Consider the following 19,885-nt stretch of genomic DNA (forward strand, 5'->3'; position numbering starts at 1 on the left):
CAATAGATGAATACATACATTTTTATAATCACGATAGATATCAAAAACGATTAAACGGCCTTAGCCCTATAGAATATAGAGCTAACGCCGCTTAAATCATTTTTATTATTTCGATTGTCTACTTGACGGGGTACAGTTCAATGCGGATGGTGCCTGTTTTTACTTCAACATATTAACGCAGTAGGGGTCAGACCCCCAGCGCATTAAAGTGATCATTATCTTTAAGGGTTTGACGGAAAGTCTGAGGCAGAAAATGAAATAGGAGACTGAAAATGAAAATCCTTCATCAAACGATCAGGTTTGGAATGATTCCGCTTAGTCTGTATAATTATTATTTCATCACATCTATGTCATTGATTGGGATTGTGCTGTTCATTTACCAATCAACTATGGATTACGAGTCTTTTATTGAAGAGAATGGCATCGATCCCAGTACGCCAATAATAATGCTTTTAGGATTTACAGTTGTCCCTCTCATAACAATTTACCTGACATTAATCACTTTTAAGATAGTTCGGAAGTTAAATCTTTTGCCTGCCTTATTATTAGTAGTAACTCATCTGTTCATCACCGCATTTCTCTGGCAATTGCTTTAACGCTTTACTGCACTGGGGGTCTGACCCCCAGTGCAGTAAAGCGTTGGTTTGCTAAATGATGGGTAAATAGGATTATAAATATTTGTAAAATATATATTAATTTAAAAAAAACCTATTAACTTTTATAGTCCAATAGGCTACAATATCCTTTGCAAGCGATTACACTATTTAGGGGGAAATACCTTGAAAAAGATGAAAAAACTAGCTGCAACGGCCTTAGCGTTTGGTTTGATCGTCCCACAGGCGACACCGATTATTTCTTATGCAGAAGTAATGGACCAAGACGTAGTTAAACTTCGCATCCTCGAAACAACAGACTTGCACTCCAACATGATGAACTATGATTACTATCAAGATAAAGAAGTATTGAACTTTGGTTTTGCCAAGACTGCTACCTTAATCAAAAAAGCAAAGGAAGAAGCTGATAACAGCTTGCTTTTTGACAACGGCGACTTGATTCAGGGAAGCCCAATGGGTGACTACATAGCAAAGGTTAACCAGCTGAAAAACGGGGAAACTCACCCTGTTTACAAAGCTATGAACCTTATGGGCTATGACGCTGGTAACCTTGGAAACCATGAATTCAATTATGGACTTGACTTCCTTGACCGTACTTTAAAAGGGGCTAATTTCCCATACGTTAACGCAAACGTTTATATCGATGACGCAACTGATGATAAAAATGCGTTCACTCCTTATGTAATTTTAGATAAAGAAGTAACTGATGAGGACGGCGAAAAGCACACTATTAAAGTGGGTGTTATTGGCTTCGTTCCTCCACAGATCACTCAGTGGGATGCTGCCCGTATCAGCGGCCAAGTAATTGCTAAAGACATTATTGAAACAGCTAACAAGTTCGTACCGGAAATGAAGCAAAAGGGTGCAGACTTAATCGTTGCGATCCCTCACTCTGGTATTGATGTAAATGCGAATGGCCAAAACGAAGAGAATGCCGTTTATAACTTAAGCAAGGTTGAAGGCATTGACGCAATTCTTTTCGGCCACTCACACGCAACATTCCCAAGCAGCAAGTATGCTGGTCTAGCAGGCGCTGATCTTGAAAAAGGTACTTTAAACGGAGTTGCAACAGTACAAGCTGGTATGTGGGGAGACAACCTTGGCCTGATCGACATGACGATTGAGAAGAATGCAGAAGGTAATTGGTCTATTCTTGATTCTCAAAGCTCTACTCGTCAGATTTTCACAAAAGATACCGCAGGAACTCACTCAAATGCAGATGCTGACCAAAGTGTCGTAGATGCTGTTAAACATGAGCATGAAGCGACTATTGAATATATGAAGGGCGAGCTTGGAAGAACAACTGCTCCAATCAATAGCTACTTCTCACAAATTAAAGATAATGAAGCAATTCAGGTATTGAACGCTGCTCAAAAATGGTATACAGAAAAGGCAATCCAGGGCACGGAATTTGAAAAGCTTCCTGTCCTTTCTGCTGCTGCACCATTTAAAGCTGGTACACGTGATAATCCAAACTACTATACCAATATTCCTGCTGGCACACTGCAAATAAAAAATGCTGCTGATTTATATTTGTACGATAACAACACGCTTCAAGCTGTTGTAGTAACTGGTGCTGATTTAAAAGAATGGCTTGAAATGACAGCTGGACAATTCAACCAAATCAAAACTGACTCAACAGAAGAGCAAAATATTGTTAACGGGGACTATCGCTCATACAATTTTGACGTAATTGACGGTGTTACATATGAAATTGATGTAACACAGCCTGCAAAATACGATACAGCTGGGAAAACAGTATTGAATGCAAATGCGAACCGCATTGTGAACTTGCAATTCAATGGAAAGCCAATCGATCCAGCGCAAAAATTTGTTGTCGCAACAAATGATTACCGTGCTTCTGGTACTTTCCCTGGCGTAAAAGGATCTGAGATCATTGTAAAAGCTCCTGAATCAAGCAGGGAAGTAGTTTCAGCTTACGTTGTAGAAAAAGGTATTATTGATCCAACGACAGATTTAAACTGGTCATTCAAAACGATCAGTGAAGATGTAAAAGTTTACTTCCTATCCTCACCTGAAGGCAAACAGTTCGTCACATCGGCAGATAACTATAAATATGTAGAGACTAGAGAAGACGGTTTTGCGAAGTATGCTCTTGATATGAAAGTGAAAGCTACAAATCCTGTTCCTCCTCAAAACCCAGGAGAGAAGCCTGCTGAACCAGGAAAACCTGCAGACCTTCCAGAGAAGTTCAAGGATGTTAAAAAAGACCACTGGGCATTTGAATTCATTGCTGAATTAACAGAAGCAGGAATCATCAAAGGTCAGTCTGCTGATAAGTTCAATCCAAGTGGAAACGTTACAAGAGGGCAATTTGTATCTTTACTTGCACGTACTTTAAAGCTTGAATCCACTAAAGAGCATCCATTCAATGATGTTGCTGGCGCACTTGAAGCGGATATCGCTGCAGCATACAAAGCAGGCATCACTGCTGGTCTGACTAAGGACAAGTTTGATCCTAATGCTTCAATCAACCGTGAGCAAATGGCTGCTATGCTAGTACGTGCTTATGAATACAAGATTGGCAAAGCATATGATGCAAAATCAACAGCCAAGTTTGCTGACACTGGCAAAGTATCCAGCTTCGCTAAAGATGCAGTCAACGAAGTAAACGAACTAGGCTTCATGGTAGGAATCGGCGGCAAATTCGAGCCAAAGAGCAAAGCAACAAGAGCACAGGCTGCAAAAGTAGTATCATTGCTTCTAAACAAATAAGATATAAATTGAAGACACAGTAAGTACAAGCCCTCCTGGTTTACAGGAGGGCTTTCTTTATCACATTAACGCGCCGGGGGTCAGACCCCCGGCGCGTTAATGTGATAAAGCCGCGAACCTCGAGAACCGCGAGAACCTCCATTGGAAGCTAGCCTGAAATTATACTTATGCTCTTAACTAAATTAAAAGAAACAAAGTCGAGGATTCCTGCGTCTATATAATTGATGAAAGGTAAATTCCAGGGGCGCATTAAACGAATTAAATCTTATTTAATTCTTCGTCTACATAAGATTAATAACAAGGAATATGAAAATCTGGGAAACTTGTAATGTTAAGTACTACAGGTGTGGCGCAAACATATGGAGTTTAATGCGTTAAAGCACCGGGGGTCAGACCCCCGACACGGTGATGTGGTAAAGCGCCGGGGGTCTCCCCCGACACGTTAATGCGGTGAAGTAATGGGGGTCTGACCCCCAATGGAGTAATGGGGTGATGCGGTGATGGGTGAGGGCAGGGTGTTGGTTGTGGAGGATGAGCTGCCGATTCGGAAGCTGATTTGTTTTAATTTGAGCCGATCGAATTTTGATGTGGTGGAGGCTGGGGATGGTGCTGCGGCTCTTCGATTGGTTGAGGAGGAGAGGCCGTCGATCATGATCCTGGATTTGATGCTGCCGGATATGGATGGCTTCGAGATTTGTACGGAGGTCAGGAAGCGGAATCCGCAGCTGCCGATCATCATTCTGTCAGCCAGGGGGCAGGATATGGACAAAATCATGGGCCTTGAGCTTGGTGCCGATGATTATATTGTCAAGCCGTTCAATCCGCTAGAATTGGTCGCCAGGGTGCGTACGGTCCTGAGAAGGACGATGCCCTTGCAGTCGCCTCCAGCGGCACCCGAAAGGCTGGCAATGGGGCCTTACATATTGGACTTGAAAACTCTCAAGCTATATAAATCAGGAACAGCGCTTAAACTCACGGCCCGGGAGTTTCAGTTGATGAAGCTGTTTTTCGAGCGGATCAATCAGCCGATCACCAGAAACGATCTTCTCGATGAAATCTGGGGAAGAGATTATTTTGGCGACCCGAAAACGGTCGATGTCCATGTGCGCAGGCTCCGGGAGAAGCTGGAGGATGACCCTTCCAACCCTAAATACCTGATCACGATGTGGGGCTTCGGCTACTGCTTCCAGGAAAGCGGCGCCTAACATGAGAACAGGTATTAAAGGAAGGCTCGTTTGGAGCTATTTATTATTGATCATCCTGACAGTTGTATTATTTGAAGCACTGATTGTTTCGGCCCTCAGATTTTATTATGTTGAAAGTGTCCAGCAGACACTTAAAGATCAAGGTGCAATGTTCATTACATTCTATGAGCAGGAGATAAAAAACGGCCAACTGGAAGAAAAGGCACCCCAGCTTCTCCAGGATTACAATTTTTCAATCAGTGCACAGGTCCAGCTGCTTACCTCCAAAGGCAGGCTGGTGGCGGACTCGCATAATAATGAACAAATGGACGTCAGTCAGCTGGAGGATGTAAAAACCGCCCTCAATTCCGGGCAGACCGGTTATTTTACAGGCAGATTAACTAACGAAAAAGTCATGTCCGTTACCCAGCCGATGCTCATCAATGGAACAAATTATGGTGCGATCCGTCTGACGACTTCAATGGAACAGGTAAATCAAGTATTGCTAAAAAGCATGCTCATGCTGATGGGAATCGGTGTGTTCGTTATTGTGGTCGCAGCTGTCATAAGCCTTTTCCTGGCCAGTACGATTACGAGGCCGGTCAGCGACATTACGGCTGCTGCTGAGAAAATGGCATCCGGGAAATTCTCCACCAGGATTAATAAAAAGAAGAATGACGAACTAGGCAGGCTTGCCGATACACTGAATTTCATGGCGGAAGAAGTCGAGAAGCACGAGGTGCTGAAGAACGAATTCATTGCCTCCGTTTCCCATGAGCTGAGGACGCCGCTTACGTCGGTTAAAGGCTGGGCGATTACCCTGCGTTCGATGTCGACGGACGAAACCTTCCAGGAAGGCCTCCAGATCATCTCCAATGAAAGCGAGCGCCTGTCCAATATGCTCGGCGACTTGCTCGATTTATCCAGTCTTTCTGCCGGAAAAGTGAAGTATAGCTTCGAGGAGCTCCAATTAAAAAACACCCTCCATCAGGTAGTGGCCCAGCTGACTCCAAGGGCAGACAGGCAAGGAATCAAGCTGCTTAGCTTCTTACATGAAGAAGCATTGTTAAAAGGAGACGGAAACCGCTTAAGGCAAGTGTTCATCAATGTCATCGATAATGCGCTGAAATTTACACCGAGCGGAGGCAAAATCACTGTATCCCTGGCGAAAAGCCAGGCTGAAGCGTTAATCAAGATAAGTGATACAGGTGAAGGAATCCCCGACCAGGAGCTTCCATTAATAAAAGAAAAATTCCAAAAAGGGAAATCCAAAGTCTCAGGGACCGGGCTTGGCCTTGCCATCTGCGAGGAAATTGTCCGTGCCCACGGCGGCACATTTGATCTGAAGAGCGAGGTAGGGAAGGGAACGACAGTGGAAATCACCCTGCCGACTATTTAACCTTTTTGTTACCTTTTCTTAAAGGAATAAGAGAGATTTCTCTCCCCATAGACGGTACTGTCAAATTAACGGGAGAGAGGAGGATTAGGATGAAAAGGAAGTGGAGGCATACTGCGCCGCTGGCTTTAGCATGTATGGTGCTGGGGGGCTGTAATTTATTTCCTGAGCCAGTAAGTCTCATCTCCGCGCCAGGAGAACCGCAGGAAAGCAGTCTGGAGCAGGAAAATCACATTCAGACAGTTATGGCACATCTGCCCGCTGGAACCTCCCTATATGTGCCGAACGAGCCGGTAGGAAGCGATTCAGTTATTCAAGCGGATTTTAATAATGATGGCAAAATAGAGGTCATTGCTTTTTATAAATCTTCCATAAAAGCCAATGAAGCTGGTGTGCTTGTTCTTGAGAAAAAAGGACTGTCCTGGGAGGAAATCGCCAATTTTGACGGTCCGGGATACGAAATCAGCTGGGGAAGCGCAGAAGACATTACTGGAGACGGAAGGACAGATTTGCTGATCGGCTGGAAAATGGGCGTGTCCGCAGGAAGCATGCTTGATATTTACAGCTGGAAGGACCAACATTTTGAAAAAGTTGCACAGGAAAAGTATCATGAGCTGGATCTTTTAAAATCTGAGGGGCAGTCCAGTTTGGCAATCTGGCAGCGGGAGCTGGAAGATGTCTATGATGTCAAGGTAGTAAAGTGGAAGGGGGGGGCATTTACAGAGGACCAAGAGTTGACCCCTGCCTACTTCAAGCAGGTTGCACATTACTATCAACAGCGAACGGAAGAAGTCCCGGATGCCGCCTACTATTGGTACTATCTTGCCGATAGTTACCTGAAGGCTGATATGCCTGAGGATGCACAAATGGCGCTAAACCAGGGAATGCAGCGAAGAATCAAGATACCTGATTGGAATGCTTTTGAAGTTTTACGAAAAAAAACAGACACGAGTTTGAGCAGAAAAAGTGGAGCGGATGTGCTTTATTATGACCCGCAGGCAGACCTGACAATGAATATTCCTGAGAATCTGTACCCAAATATAACCGTGGAGCCTGAAGAAGGCGAAGCGAATGAATATGTGATTCAGGTTTATTTTACCGAAGGGAAGAATAGGACGCTGCTTTTTGCGATCGAAGTCCATTCTCAGGAGTTCATCGTAAGGGAGGAATTCACCCTGCCAGTCATTGCTGAAAATGAACAGTTGATTTATGGAGTAAGAAGAACCGTTGAGGATCAGAAGCTAGGCGCAATGGTGGACGGGATCATCGGAAGTGTAAGGCTGGGTTCGCCTTTTGCGAAATATGAAATCCTCGAGGATCAGCTATTGATAAAAAAGGTCCAGGAAGCTTATCAAAAAGCTGTATATGTCGGCATGGGCGGAAAAATGAAAGACGGCATGCTTGAAAATTTCCCCCTTAATGACACGGATTACAGGTATTTAGGGGAAGACATTGATACATTAGAAAAAATGAATGCTTTTCTTGGTTCTATTTTTACAAAGGAAAACATCCAAAATTATATGGAAACGATGAGGATCGTGGAGCATGAGGGGAGACTTGCCCAGCCCAATGCGGACGGCGGATCTTTGCTGAACTATAGTGAAGCTAAGGTACTGAAGGTGAGAAATCTGGGGACGGAAGTGCAATATGACTTAAGTGTCCCGCTCGGCAACAGCCTGGTTCACGAAACGGTAACGGTCATATTCAAGAAAACCGCAGAAGGATGGAGGATTTCATCGAATCCAGTGACGTTATGAGCAGCAGCCTTTATGGGTGCTGTTTTTCTTTTTGAGCTGGAAGAATGGATGCTAGCGGATTGCTACACGCTGCGTGTAAAAGCTTTTTCCGATACAAAACTGTAACCACATTTCAAACAACTGTTTACCTCTTCGTAACTTATTGAATTGAATGAAGCCCTAAAATAAAAGCATAAGGAGCAACCACAATACTGGAGGTAATAAAAATGAAAGCTAAATCACTTTTAATCACAGGGCTGGCAGTCACAATGTTAGGATTCTCAATGTTCCCGGGGCAGGAATCCTTCGCCAAGGAAAGTCATAAAGTTTCTCAGGTTTTGATTGTTAAGAAAATGATCACAGATAAGCAAGTCGGAGCAATGGCGAACGAATGGGTAAAAAAGAAAACCTATATCCAAAGCGGCGGGCATTATGCTGAGGGAGAGTACAAATCATTTGAATATAAGAGGTCTTACTATCGTTATCTTTCAAAAGATATTGATACGAAAAAAGAATTGATTGCTTACCTGAAACAAAGCGTCACTCCGGCCTACGCCAATGTATATATCAAGGAAGTTGGGATTATTGAATACAAAGGGAAAATGGCGCAGCCCGAAGCGGATGGAGGCTCGCTTTTGCAATGGGATAAGTCAGTGGTGAGGTTTGATGGCAAATCAGGAAGCGAAAGAAATTACACCTTGTTGGTTCCGGTTGGAGAAACAAAAGAGCTAGCAGCATATAAGATGAGTGTCGTTCGCTGGCCTAAGCAAGGCTGGAAAATCAGCAAGCTGGATTACAGCCATACCGTTGATTTGAATATCCCTGGCAATATCAATCCAGCCTTCGTCTTCTTCAAATACCTGCTGGTGGATTCAAGCGTCTCTGAAGAACAGCTCATCAAAAAGAGCCTGCTAAACGTCAACCAATTTAAAAAAGGCATCAAGAAAATCGAATACCGCGACATGAAAGAACTAAACAGGAACAATGACCAGATCGACTTCAGCGTAACCATCTATGCCGAACTAGACAAAAACTACAAAGGCAAACTCAAAGCCGGCCTGAACCAACTCACCATCACCATCCAAAACACAGCCGAAATGGAATACAAAATAACAGACATTAAGATGTAAAGTATTCAGAGTTTAACGCGGTGAAGCACCGGGGGTCTGACCCCCGGTGCAGTAACGCGGTGAAGTGCTGGGGGTCTGACCCCTAGTGCTTTAAAGCGAAAAAGAGAGCTGCGGCATCAGCCGCAGCTCTCTTTGTTTTATCTTATTTTTTAATGTAGACTTTGATTTTGAGTGTTTTGCTTCCCCATTGGAGGGCTCTTTGTTTGTTCGGGATGAAGACATCGATTTTGTTTCCTTTTACTGCTGAACCCTTGTCTCCGGCGATTGCTTCACCGTATCCTGGCACATAAACTTTAGATCCAAGAGGTATAATGCTGGGGTCAACGGAAATGACTTTGGCATTAGGGTTCTTCTTCAGGTTGATGCCTGTTGCTGTGATTCCGCTGCAGCCTTTGCAGCTTGCTGTATATGCTGTAGCGCGAACTGTAATCTCTTTATAAGCAGGTGCTGGTGCCTTAGCTTTAGTTGTTTTCTTAGCAGCAGTGCTGGCAGCTGCGGAAACCTTTAACACCTGGTTGGGTTTGATTTTATCTGAACTCAGTTTGTTGATAGACTTTAATTGTGTAACGGATATGTTATGTTTCTTGGCGATTCCCCAAAGAGTGTCGCCTTTCTTTACTTGATATGTATTTCCAGCGGCTAAAGTGGCATTTGAAGCTCCGAATAGTAGAACAAGAGCAGTAATGAAGCTGATCGCAGTTTTTTTCAAGTTCTAGTCTCCTTTTTCTTCTTTGCTAGGAATAGATTAACAGCTTAATATAACAGCTGTGTTACATTGGGAAACTATTTTTATTACAAAACAATTTCAAACATGTAATATAAGGAAAAAATGGTCTAGTAGAATATGCTTTTTATAAAAGAAGGCAAAAAGGGGAGGTGTTTTATTAAAATCAAACAAAAAAATGTGGGAAAATTTTTAAGAAGAATTAAAAAAAGGCGGCATAATAGCCACCTTTCATATCATTATAATCTTTTAGCGCCCATGAATTTAGGCTTCCAATATGAATTGTTGATGCTTGCGATTGATACACCTTTGGAAGTAGCAGCATGAATCATTTGGCCGTTGCCGATATAAATTGCAACGTGGGTAACTTTTCTTCCGCCGCTAGTTGCGTAGAATAATAGATCTCCCGGCTGGTATGAAGTTACCTTTGTACCTACATTGAACATTTCGCCTGCAGTACGAGGCAGCTTGTTGTATCCAGCATTTCTGAATGCATATGTTACCAGGCCTGAACAATCGAAACCGCTTGGAGTCGTTCCGCCCCATACATATTTAACACCCATTTGGCTTTTTGCAACAGAGATTGCGTTTGCTTTATAGTTGCTGCTTACAGTAGAAGCCGTTGTGGAAACACTTCCCGCAGTGATATATTTAGAACTTACATATCCGATTTTTCCACTATATGAAATTCTAGCCCATCCATTACCTTGGCTAGTTACTGTAACGTTGTAGTTTTTTGGTAGAGTTGCAATCACTTTACCAGAAGTTGATGGCTGATTACGAACATTTAATGTGCCTGAGCTTACATTTACATGATATGCAGTTGAAGCAGCTGAGGCTTGATCCATAGACGGAGCGGCAGTGGCAAGTACTGAGATTAGTACAGTTGAAGCTAAAATTCTCTTAAACAAAGTTGTTTACCCCCGTTTGGTTTATGTTAAACCTAGTATATAAGGAAAGGGGTTACAGACAAATAACAGACAAATTACAATAATGTTACAAATACCGACATATACCGCTAGAGGAAAGATAAACCTTAGCGAAATATGGCAAAAAGCCTTGCTGTTACTGGGTTTTGCTTCCTTTGGAAATTTTTTAAAAAATTGCCCAAAAACTAGTGAAGATTTTATGAACTGTAAGAAAATAGGGTTAAATTAATATTTTTTCCAATAGAATAAGGCCCTTTTTACAAGTTTTGTAACATATATGTAATATAAAAAATAGAAGTTTCCCAATAAAAAAAGGGAAACTTCTATACATTAACCAATTCTTTCTCATTATTACTATTAAAATCATACTGCTGCTCAATCATTTCGATGAACTGCTCTGCATAGTAGGCATCGAATTGCTGACCTGCACAGCTGCGGATTTCCTCAATGGCCTCGGCAAAACTCTTCGTTTTCTGGTAAGGGCGCTCGGTCGTCATTGCGTCAAACGAATCAATGATGCACAGCATTCTTGCCAGCTTCGGAATGCTCTCTCCTTTAAGGCCGTGCGGATAGCCCTTTCCATCGTATCGTTCATGATGCAGCTCCACCAGTGGAATCAATTCCTGCAATTCTTTGTTCGTTGAAATAATCTCTTTTCCCCAGATTACGTGCTTCTTAACCATTTCCCATTCATGCGGCTCGAGCTTGCCTTTTTTATTGATGACATCGCGGGGGATTTCCAGCTTGCCAATATCGTGGACAAGGGCGCCCAAAGTGAAAATGCGCCGTTCGTGTTCAGACAGCTCCAGTTTACGGGCAAAGTCCACGGAGTACTGGAACACCCTTTTGCTGTGGCGATATGTGTAAACATCCTTTGATAGGAAAATCTTTAACTGCTGTTCTGCCTCTTCGAACTGTTTTTCGAACGAATGGGAAGCATCCAGAGTTTCGTCGGCCTTATCAAAAATATGAACCATGTTTTTTCCCTGGGCTTTTGAATAATAAAGCGCCTGGTCTGCTTTATTTAAAAGCTCTGCAATATCATAGGTGCCTTTTTCAAATTCAGCAATCCCCGCAGAGAAGGACAGGCAGCCGTAAGGAAGGATGTCCACTCCTGTTAATGCCGTATCATTGATGGTCTTCCTCAGCTTATCAAGGAATTTGAAAGCCTCCGCTGTCGTTTGATTTGGCATGATGACCGCGAACTCTTCGCCGCCGTATCGGGCAACGAGAAAATTTTGCTTTTTCGAATGCTGGCGAAGCAGGGTGCCGAATTTCTTTAAGAGAATGTCTCCCTGAATATGTCCAAAAAGGTCGTTGTATTTTTTAAAATCGTCCAGGTCGATCAATGCCACACTTAGCGGCTTGTGATTTTCGGCTGCAGCTGCAGCTTCTTTTTCCAGCTGTTCCTTAAAATATCCATGATTGTATAACCCGGTCAGATAATCGCGATTTGCTTTTTGTGAAACCGCCTGCAGGTTCTGGAAATGCTGGTTGAAGGCAGCGGACAGCAGGAGGGCGATCGAAACAAACAGGAATAGCCCAAAAATGTGCTCATGCTGCATAAGGATCGCCAGGACAAGCGACAGCAGGAAAATAATAAAATAGCTGACCTGGAAGGTTCTATCCTTAAGGACACCACCAACAACACTCATCAGGCTTTCCTTTTGTGCAAGGAAGAAATAGGTGCTGACAAGGGTTGTATTCAGGGTAAAATATACCGTCAATGCTGCAACATATGGAACGATGTTCGATGAATGGACGTCACCGACTACTCCTCCGGTAAAAATAAACGTATAGTATGCGGAGATAATCATTATTGAATAGAGAGAAAAATTGAAGATATGCTTCCACCACTTAATTTTCCATTGGATGAGAGTGAATACTAGGGCAAACATGAACAGGACATCCAGTGTATCTCCCAATCCATACAGGAAAATGGCAGCAAGAAAAATGGCTGAGTCCATAGAAATGGAGTTGCCATCGGGCGGCAGTGGAATGGGGTATTTATCAACGAGAAGAATTGCGCCAATTAGAGCATATATTACAACAGTTTTGGCGCTTGCATCGAAATGTACTTGATGAAGGGCAGCGAAGGCAATAATGCCAATTAAAGAGATGGCGGTTAAATAGAGATTTGATGGGTTTGTTAATTTGTTCATTATTATCACTCACAATATTAAATTAGAAAGGAGAAGGAGGTCATAGCGCCATCTTCTCCCAAACTAGTATTATTAGATTAGTCTGAAGCCAGATGTCAAAGCAATGATTAAAGAACCAAGGATAATTGCGTTAAGAACGATGCCTTTTGTGTTTTTCAATTTGATTCACCCCCTTTCAATTGAAAGGAGACGTCGTCTTTCTGGTGGCTTTTTAAATGGCCGAGCATGAGCTGCTGGATGAACATGAAAACTCCAATATTCATTAATACATCGCCAATGCTGATTACCTGATTTTTCGGATAAGGGTCTGTCAGGGGAATGATGTCCCCAAGGAATCCGAGATTCGAGGAGCTGGTCAATACTGCATGCTTCGCGTACAGCTCTCCTTTTATAGCTTCGATATAACCAGGATCAAGGATGACTGCAGCTTCCATCGACACAGGCATGCGGCCGCCGTTGACTGCCATAACGAGAAAATTCAAGAAAACACCTATTAATATAATAATAAAACCTTTGTAATGCCAGTTCAGGGCTAAAAAGAACATCCCGGCAATATAAACGAGCATAAAGATGTAACCGCTTGCCTTGCCAAGAAAGGGAATCTCATTTTGCAAAGAGAAAACAGCAACCTGTACGAGCAGGAGAAGCGGGAACACCAGGCCAAATTTAAGCTTAAGCGTGCCCAGTGCTTTGAGATTGCCTTTTCGGAGATACCCTACAATCACCGATAAAATAATACCATCAAATACCATGCTTTGTACTCCTGTTAAATATAATTGGAATTAGAAGAAAAATATAACAATTTATTCATTTTTATAGTATAGCAATAACATCTATTAATAGGAAGGGTCTTTTTACCCTATGATTTTCAATTGCCTGACAATTATGATCGATGGCTGTAAAATTGCAGGCTGAATTATTATAGGTCATCAGAACCCTTTACTGTGCAGAAAAAAAACACATTGTCCTGTCAACAACGTGTAAAATGAGAGAAGATAAATTTACAAATTTTTCTTTTTAAGTTTATTATTAACTTATAGGGTTTAATGCTCGAACGGCAAATCTACATTCGGCGTTGGAGCCTCTGCGTGTACCGCAGATTGAGCGGCAGGAACAGCGAATGACATAATACCCAGAACGGCGATTCCAAATAATAATTTTGATAGTTTTTTCATGTTAATCCCTCCTGAGACCAATATACCATGAAGGAAATATTTAGGTATTTTGGCTTGGGGGCGGTTTTGGGTTATTTTATTGGAATTTTCTAACTAAATGACGGCGTATCTTGTAAGAATATTCTTATAGGAATATTTTTCAGCTAGGATAGGAGATTTACTTATGACAGATTTCAATTTTAAAAACCTGGGAGAATCGATACATTCGATAAGAGTGAAGCTTGGGATCAGCCAAAAGGACCTGGCCAGCGGCATATGCAGTCAATCACAGATCAGCAAAATAGAAACGGGGGAAATCAGCCCCTATATCCACACGCTGGTGAAAATTTCAGAACGGCTGGGCATCAATACGAGCCATTTCATCAACCAAATTTCCAAGGAACATTACGAGTTTGTCTCCCAGGCGAAAAACATGGTGAGGGAGAATATTAAAAAGAAGGATTATAAGGAAGTGAAGAGGCTCCTCAATAAGCTTGAAAAGCATCCATCCTTCCAAAATATTGAGGAACGGCAATTCATCTCATGGCATAAGGGCGTTTGTGCCTATTATTTGGAGCATGATTCCGGGAAGGCAATTCAACTTCTGACAGCCGCTCTTGATTTAAAGGATTCCATCCAGGCGACAGAGCAGGATATCCAAATCATCAACAGCATCGGAATCATCCATGGGGAAAAAGAACAGTGGGATGAAGCGAAGAATTCTTTTATAAGGGCCCAGGAGATATACAGCAAAGCGCTTTATTCAATGGATTTTACCATCTTGATCAGGATTTACTATAACTTGAGTAAAATCTATTATAAACTCGCGAATGTTAATGAAGCGCTGGCCGTTGCTGGCAAGGGCATCTCCCTCGCGCTGGAAAACGACTCGAGTTATTTGCTTGGCGAGCTATTATATCAGAAGGGATTCATTTTCGCCGAACGAGGGGATGTGACCCAGGGCATTTATTTCTTGCAGCAGGCGGGCACCATTTTCTCTCTGCAGGAAAAAGAAAGCTATATCCAGCTGGTGCAGGATAAATTGGCGATTTTCCGGCAGTGATGCGGGTTTGGAATTGGGGGGGCGCTGGTTTATCGCTGCCTTTTTCGAAGAGAGGCTGGACACCTGGTCAGGTAAGAGGGGGAAAGGGCTGGGTCGCTGACAGAAGAGGTCCAATTGCCTGAGACAAGAAAAAAGTGCAGGAACCATCTCCTGCACCTTTTTGCAATCTTACTTTTTATCCTTCAAATCTGCAGGAACAACCTGATTCTTGTAGGCTTCCTTAAATGCCTTCACTAAATCAGATTTCTTCGCTTCGCTGTCGACTTTGATATCCCCAAATGCAGGAACAACAGTATGCCAATTTTCGGATTCTAAGTATCTTGTGGCAAATAAATATGTCTCACCAGGGACAAGCAGCTGGTCGTCTTCGATTAGAAGAAGTTCTGTCTCACCGGCTTCATTTTCAATGTAGCCGCCCTGCTGGTTTACCGTAACGCTTCCGTCTAGCTTTCCTTTTACATTCGTAATGACTTCAACTGTAAATTGAGTCTCCGGACCGCCATCCAGCGATTTTGCTCCAGCCTGTTCGACAACTTTTCCAAGGAAAACGTTATCCGTTGCGCCTACGAGCTTCTTTTTATCTGAAAAATCATCAATAAAATTCGCATGTGCTTCTCTTACTACTACTTTTTCCGCGCTTGCTTGTTCACCGTTAAGATAATTTGCTCCTAAAAATCCGCCTGTAATGACAGCTGCTAGGGTTAGTGACATCGTGATTTTTTTCATATTAACCGCTCCTCCTATAAATTAATAGCCCCAAAGGGAATGATAGTCAGATTTGTCATGTGATCCCAGGGATGTTTTGGAGGTCACATAGGCATACATAATTTGGTCTGAGTAGCTATGGGCAAGTCCAAGAGCATGTCCAAGTTCGTGAGTGAATACGTTCTGCCTTTTAGCGGCTGTGTAGCCATTCAGGTAATAGTTGTTCAGCTGGATTCTGTCAGCACCGGATAAATTGCTGTACAGCCCGGCCCAGGTTACATCCGAACGGTTCGCGTCCTTGAAGGATAAATCCTCGACTGTTGTTGCTGTATCACCAAGGATATTGATTGGGTTAATGCCATTCCAGGTAGAAATCGCTGCACCCCTTGCTGTCGTCCACTTTGTAGTCCCGTGGTAAGTTCCCCAGCGGATTTCCTTGCCGTCAACTGAATCGTAGCCCAGGAAGTGAGCGGATGCAGCTGAAGGCAAAAGCATCAAGCCTAAAGCTCCGACGATAAGTCCTTTTTTCATGAATTTCTTCATTTTTCTCCCACCCTTATTCATTTATTATTTCGTTGATTATGTCTGTTTGGAAAAATTTAGTGATCAGGCTGGCCAACCTATAATAGGAGTATAGCAGGAGGAAAAAAGTAGTTGTTGAAATATTCGGATAAGTTTAGGTGTAAATGAAATTAGGAGAAAAAGAGAGAAAGGATGAGGACGAGTGGTAAAACCCTATGAAAATCGATTATGGAAAAACTAGAAATTAGTAAAAAAAGTGCACCCAACCCCCAAAATACCCCCCACAAAAACGAAAATTATCCATACATAAAGAAGAAACACCACACTTCACCACTCTAAAGCGGTGGGGGTCAGACCCCCGGTGCGGTGATGCGTTAAAGTGTGATGTTCAGATTAAGTTGGCAAAACGCAAAAAAATCCCAGCAGCTGCTGAGATCTTTTTGATATTGCTATATCTGGTTTGCAAGAATTGTTACGAATGCGCTTAAAACTACGGAGAGCAGCATTAGGGAAGCATACATAATTGCTTTGTTCCTTTTTTTCTTTCTTTGCTTCTCCTCTGGTGTAAGCCAATAATACGAGGACATCAAAATTCTCCTTTACTATTTGATGGCAGCTGGCTGGCCTTGTGCTGGACGGAGGCCCCTATAGCTTTGCGTCATCACCTTTCAGTGATTTTGCCTTTATTTATATCGGCTACTAAATTATATATCTTTATAACATTTTTGTAAAAAAATGTTGGCTTTAATTATAATCCCATAATATCGTCCATTCTCCTTTATGTTTTACTACATAAACATCCTGCTGAAAATGGAACTTTCCGTATTTGCCATTATAGCTTTGCGTCACAGTCATTTTGTAACCATTTTTTATAGTCTTTTGGCTAGCATCTGGTTTCCATTTTTCAAATTCTTCAGCTTCACTTATTTCATATGTAAACGTTTCTGCGCCGAAATGGCCAATAAAAACATGGGCACGATCCTGTATGAAAGCTGATTTTGTGAATTTTTGCTTCATATAGGGGTGGAAGAGCTCCCAGGATTCTGAAAAGCTGCCTTCCTGTTCATAATCATAAAATTTTTCAACTGCTGCTATGGCTTGGTGAGAAGGTGCGTTTAGAACAGCTCGCAAGATGATTACTAAAAATGCGAGCAAAAGAATACCTATTATTATAGGGACAGCTTGAAACTGATGTCGCCTTTTCATCGATAAGAACAACCCCTTATTTAAGAAGTTCTTCAAATCATATGTCCCAATTTCTGGAATTATGCTATGAACCGTTTTGTGAGGGAGGGAAGGGGGTAATAAAAATATATTAACAGCTAGGAATTATGTAGGTCTTTAGTCCCTTAACAATTGTGGTCAAATTTGGTAATTTCAAATTAGATAACACATAAAACGTACGATAAGGGCAAAACCATTGAAAGATGGTGACGCAAAACTACAGGGACTAAAGTTGCGATTTTGTGACTACGTCAGCCAGATTCCGAACACGAACTCCTGCGATTTATGTGAAGAAAAAAGGAGGATATAATGTGTTAAAACAAGGATTGAAACTAAAATATCGTTTTCATTTGCTGCTGCAAAAGTATAATGAGGCATTGATGGAAGATGCCATTTGTAAAGAACTCAGGGCGAGATTACAGCAAAAGGCAGTATATCATAGACGGCAGGCGAGTTTTATAGAAGTAAAAATGTAGCGAGCAGACAATTGTCTGCTCGTTTTTTAGTGTTTAAGCTAAGCTAATTGGTCATTCTTTTTCGAGGCTTGTTCCAAAATTTAATATAAGTATGGCCTTCTTTGCACTTAAATACCTTGATTCCGATCAGTTTGAGCGGCGTGTAAACTTCCTTCATTTGAAGCAAAGGCATATATAACTCCTCCCAAATAGTGTTAATTCCATTCTATCCAAATAGAGAACAGATTTGTACAATTTGTTCTCGATAAGAAACGACGGCAATCGGGAGGAGTTATAGTATATTGTTCTTATTTGATGTTCATAATGGCAGGTAAAAAGGATGATTCACCTTGTTGAGAAGCCTTTTTCTGGCACTTTGGTCCATGGCCATTCTCATTATGACTTGTACGACAAAATTCGAGTTAGCGAACAGCCAGCTGGCAATTTATTTTTACTGGAACCCTAATCCGTTTTACCAGGAGTTCCTACTAAGTCCTCCCACAAATCCCTCAGAAGGATTCATATTACAAAAAATAGGGTATGTTATTGCATTTTCAATCTTGTCCATTTTATTAATACTGCAGTTGAATAAGCTCCAATCGATATTTCTCTCCCTAGCCTTCGCATTACTAACTGAGATACTACAGCTCCACCTGTTAAGAGGAGGCAGGCTCTTCGACGTAGGCTTCGATTTGATAGGAATCCTGCTGGGGCTAGCCGTTGCAGCAATCCTGAAGAAAACCAATTATGAGCAGCACCCAACCACACTAAAGCGTTAATCCGGTGGGGGTCAGACCCCCACCACTTCACCGCATCACCGCGCCGGGGGTCTGACCCCCGGCGCGGTGATGCGTTAAAGGCTGCTTCCTTGATTCAAGCTAATAAAATTGAAATTTCAGTCGATATAAAGGATAGTTTTACCAAAAAACTATCCACCTGAAAGGGGACTGAAATGAAAAAGTTATTAATCGCTTTACTCGTTTTATTCACAGCAAGCTTTACTTTTGGTTCAACCGAGAAGGCTCTTGCGCAGACGTATTTTAAAGACGTTCCAAACGGCTATTGGGCAATTGAGGAGATCCTGTATTTACAGAACCTTAAGGTTATTTCTGGTTATGCTGACGGCAGGTTTCTGCCAGGCAGGCCTGTAACTAAGGCGCAGGCGGCGATGATGATGAATCGCTCCTTGAAATTCGATACGAAAAATGTTGTTAACCCAGGATTCAGCGATCTCCCAGCAACACATCCTGCATACAAGGATGTTGCGGCTCTTGTAAAAGCAGGAGTCATCCCAAAGGCATCGGCCTTTCATCCAAATGAGGAACTAAAAAGAGGTGAGATGGCTAAGTATCTGGTGAATGGATATAAATTAAAAGGTACTTATTCTGCTGTAATCACAGATGTTCCCACTGACTTGCTTCCTGCTGTTAAGGCTTTGGCCGCAAATGGAGTGACTGCAATTTTCAATGATGGTACATACAAACCGAAGGACTCGGTTACCCGCGCTCAATTCTCAGCGTTTATCGCCAGGTCACTTGATCCGGAATTCCGGGGAAGCTATTCTGTACTTAACTTGTTCCTGCCGAGCATTAAATACGATATGACTTCTTCTCAAGTAAAAAAGCTGATGGCGAATTATAAAATAGAAAGTGAAATTAAACTGCCCCTAGAAACAAATGACCACCAAATCGTTTATTCTTCTAAAATCACCGGACTATCGGCAAATGAACAATATTTATTTACATTTAAAAACGATAAATTGAATCGAGTAGTTATTAACGTAGATAACCATTTGGATGCGCCGCCTGCTTCCTCGCAGTTGGATAAAATGTTCACTGCTTACCAGAGTTATTTGAAGCCATACGTTGGCCTGCCTAAAACTTTCGATACTGAAAAAATTGATGAAACAATGCTGTATAAGAAAAGAGGATTTTATAAAGGAAGTTATACAGAAGAAAAAATCTACTTATCTGTAGAGGGATATGATTTCCGAAAACACGGCGGCAGCTATCAGTCTAGCTATATGTTTGTCATGCAAAATTTTTAAAAGAGATTTTTGATACGCCATTCTTTTACAAGGATGGTGTTTTTTTATTTTTCAGAAGCAGCAGCTATTCCCAGGATTCGTTATAATGATATAATTTACCCATA

Annotated in this window: 20 protein-coding genes and 2 riboswitches; of the genes, 11 read left to right on the plus strand and 9 right to left on the minus strand. The window is 42.1% G+C overall.

Translation table 11 applies throughout. The features are described from left to right. From AC3EBE_RS08160 to AC3EBE_RS08190, 7 genes are all read left to right on the plus strand, one after another. On the plus strand, positions 1-95 hold a 95-nt coding region (locus AC3EBE_RS08160), incomplete at its 5' end, for an IS3 family transposase (protein WP_488594714.1). 177 nt (positions 96-272) lie between these two features. Next, positions 273-596, plus strand: a complete 324-nt coding sequence (locus AC3EBE_RS08165) for a hypothetical protein (protein WP_488594526.1) — start codon at positions 273-275, stop codon at positions 594-596. A 192-nt stretch (positions 597-788) separates the two neighbouring features. Next, positions 789-3,350 carry a bifunctional 2',3'-cyclic-nucleotide 2'-phosphodiesterase/3'-nucleotidase gene (locus AC3EBE_RS08170; RefSeq protein ID WP_488594715.1) on the plus strand — a complete coding sequence of 854 codons (2,562 nt, stop codon included), beginning with the start codon at positions 789-791 and terminating at the stop codon, positions 3,348-3,350. A 500-nt stretch (positions 3,351-3,850) separates the two neighbouring features. Continuing rightward, positions 3,851-4,555, plus strand: coding sequence for a response regulator transcription factor (locus AC3EBE_RS08175; RefSeq protein ID WP_488594527.1), 705 nt, complete (start codon positions 3,851-3,853; stop codon positions 4,553-4,555). A 1-nt stretch (position 4,556) separates the two neighbouring features. Continuing rightward, a complete protein-coding gene (locus tag AC3EBE_RS08180; protein WP_488594528.1) occupies positions 4,557-5,933 on the plus strand; it encodes an ATP-binding protein in 1,377 nt (458 codons plus the stop codon). Positions 5,934-6,022: 89 nt separating this feature from the next. Continuing rightward, the gene (locus tag AC3EBE_RS08185) at positions 6,023-7,687 is read left to right on the plus strand and encodes a DL-endopeptidase inhibitor IseA family protein (RefSeq protein WP_488594529.1); all 1,665 of its coding nucleotides are present in this window, start codon (positions 6,023-6,025) and stop codon (positions 7,685-7,687) included. A 206-nt stretch (positions 7,688-7,893) separates the two neighbouring features. Then, a complete protein-coding gene (locus AC3EBE_RS08190) occupies positions 7,894-8,796 on the plus strand; it encodes a DL-endopeptidase inhibitor IseA family protein (RefSeq protein ID WP_488594530.1) in 903 nt (300 codons plus the stop codon). A gap of 142 nt (positions 8,797-8,938) precedes the next feature. Here AC3EBE_RS08190 and AC3EBE_RS08195 read toward each other — a convergent pair whose 3' ends face one another. From AC3EBE_RS08195 to AC3EBE_RS08215, 5 genes are all read right to left on the minus strand, one after another. Beyond that, positions 8,939-9,505: a 3D domain-containing protein gene (locus tag AC3EBE_RS08195; RefSeq protein ID WP_488594531.1), complete on the minus strand. Its 567-nt coding sequence runs from the start codon at positions 9,503-9,505 to the stop codon at positions 8,939-8,941. Positions 9,506-9,759: 254 nt separating this feature from the next. Next, entirely contained in the window at positions 9,760-10,431 is a 672-nt protein-coding gene (locus tag AC3EBE_RS08200) for a C40 family peptidase (protein WP_488594532.1), read from the minus strand. Between the two features lie 341 nt (positions 10,432-10,772). Then, the gene (locus AC3EBE_RS08205) at positions 10,773-12,611 is read right to left on the minus strand and encodes a diguanylate cyclase (RefSeq protein WP_488594533.1); all 1,839 of its coding nucleotides are present in this window, start codon (positions 12,609-12,611) and stop codon (positions 10,773-10,775) included. Between the two features lie 155 nt (positions 12,612-12,766). Continuing rightward, entirely contained in the window at positions 12,767-13,363 is a 597-nt protein-coding gene (locus AC3EBE_RS08210) for a DUF5317 domain-containing protein (RefSeq protein WP_488594534.1), read from the minus strand. Between the two features lie 291 nt (positions 13,364-13,654). Continuing rightward, a complete protein-coding gene (locus AC3EBE_RS08215; RefSeq protein ID WP_488594535.1) occupies positions 13,655-13,786 on the minus strand; it encodes a hypothetical protein in 132 nt (43 codons plus the stop codon). A 163-nt stretch (positions 13,787-13,949) separates the two neighbouring features. Here AC3EBE_RS08215 and AC3EBE_RS08220 point away from each other — a divergent pair, with 163 nt between their 5' ends. Continuing rightward, a complete protein-coding gene (locus AC3EBE_RS08220) occupies positions 13,950-14,828 on the plus strand; it encodes a helix-turn-helix domain-containing protein (RefSeq protein ID WP_488594536.1) in 879 nt (292 codons plus the stop codon). 168 nt (positions 14,829-14,996) lie between these two features. On the opposite strand, the gene AC3EBE_RS08225 is transcribed toward AC3EBE_RS08220, so the two are convergent. The 3 genes from AC3EBE_RS08225 to AC3EBE_RS08235 form a co-directional block, all read right to left on the minus strand. Further along, entirely contained in the window at positions 14,997-15,554 is a 558-nt protein-coding gene (locus tag AC3EBE_RS08225) for a hypothetical protein (RefSeq protein WP_488594537.1), read from the minus strand. 21 nt (positions 15,555-15,575) lie between these two features. Further along, on the minus strand, positions 15,576-16,076 hold the full coding sequence (locus AC3EBE_RS08230) for a matrixin family metalloprotease (RefSeq protein ID WP_488594538.1): 501 nt from the start codon (positions 16,074-16,076) through the stop codon (positions 15,576-15,578). A 587-nt stretch (positions 16,077-16,663) separates the two neighbouring features. Beyond that, a riboswitch (cyclic di-GMP riboswitch) is annotated at positions 16,664-16,747 on the minus strand. 52 nt (positions 16,748-16,799) lie between these two features. After that, entirely contained in the window at positions 16,800-17,261 is a 462-nt protein-coding gene (locus tag AC3EBE_RS08235; RefSeq protein WP_488594539.1) for a hypothetical protein, read from the minus strand. 194 nt (positions 17,262-17,455) lie between these two features. Beyond that, a riboswitch (cyclic di-GMP riboswitch) is annotated at positions 17,456-17,546 on the plus strand. A 44-nt stretch (positions 17,547-17,590) separates the two neighbouring features. On the opposite strand from AC3EBE_RS08235, the gene AC3EBE_RS08240 reads away from it, so the two are divergent. Further along, positions 17,591-17,755, plus strand: coding sequence for a hypothetical protein (locus tag AC3EBE_RS08240; protein ID WP_488594540.1), 165 nt, complete (start codon positions 17,591-17,593; stop codon positions 17,753-17,755). Positions 17,756-17,798: 43 nt separating this feature from the next. Here AC3EBE_RS08240 and AC3EBE_RS08245 read toward each other — a convergent pair whose 3' ends face one another. Beyond that, on the minus strand, positions 17,799-17,927 hold the full coding sequence (locus AC3EBE_RS08245) for a hypothetical protein (protein WP_285290782.1): 129 nt from the start codon (positions 17,925-17,927) through the stop codon (positions 17,799-17,801). Positions 17,928-18,084: 157 nt separating this feature from the next. Between AC3EBE_RS08245 and AC3EBE_RS08250 the strand changes: the two genes are divergently transcribed. Both AC3EBE_RS08250 and AC3EBE_RS08255 read left to right on the plus strand, forming a co-directional pair. After that, entirely contained in the window at positions 18,085-18,513 is a 429-nt protein-coding gene (locus AC3EBE_RS08250) for a hypothetical protein (protein WP_488594541.1), read from the plus strand. A gap of 173 nt (positions 18,514-18,686) precedes the next feature. Continuing rightward, positions 18,687-19,781, plus strand: coding sequence for an S-layer homology domain-containing protein (locus tag AC3EBE_RS08255; protein ID WP_488594542.1), 1,095 nt, complete (start codon positions 18,687-18,689; stop codon positions 19,779-19,781). Positions 19,782-19,885: the final 104 nt, after the last annotated feature.

The sequence above is a fragment of the Mesobacillus sp. genome (genome assembly GCF_057785455.1).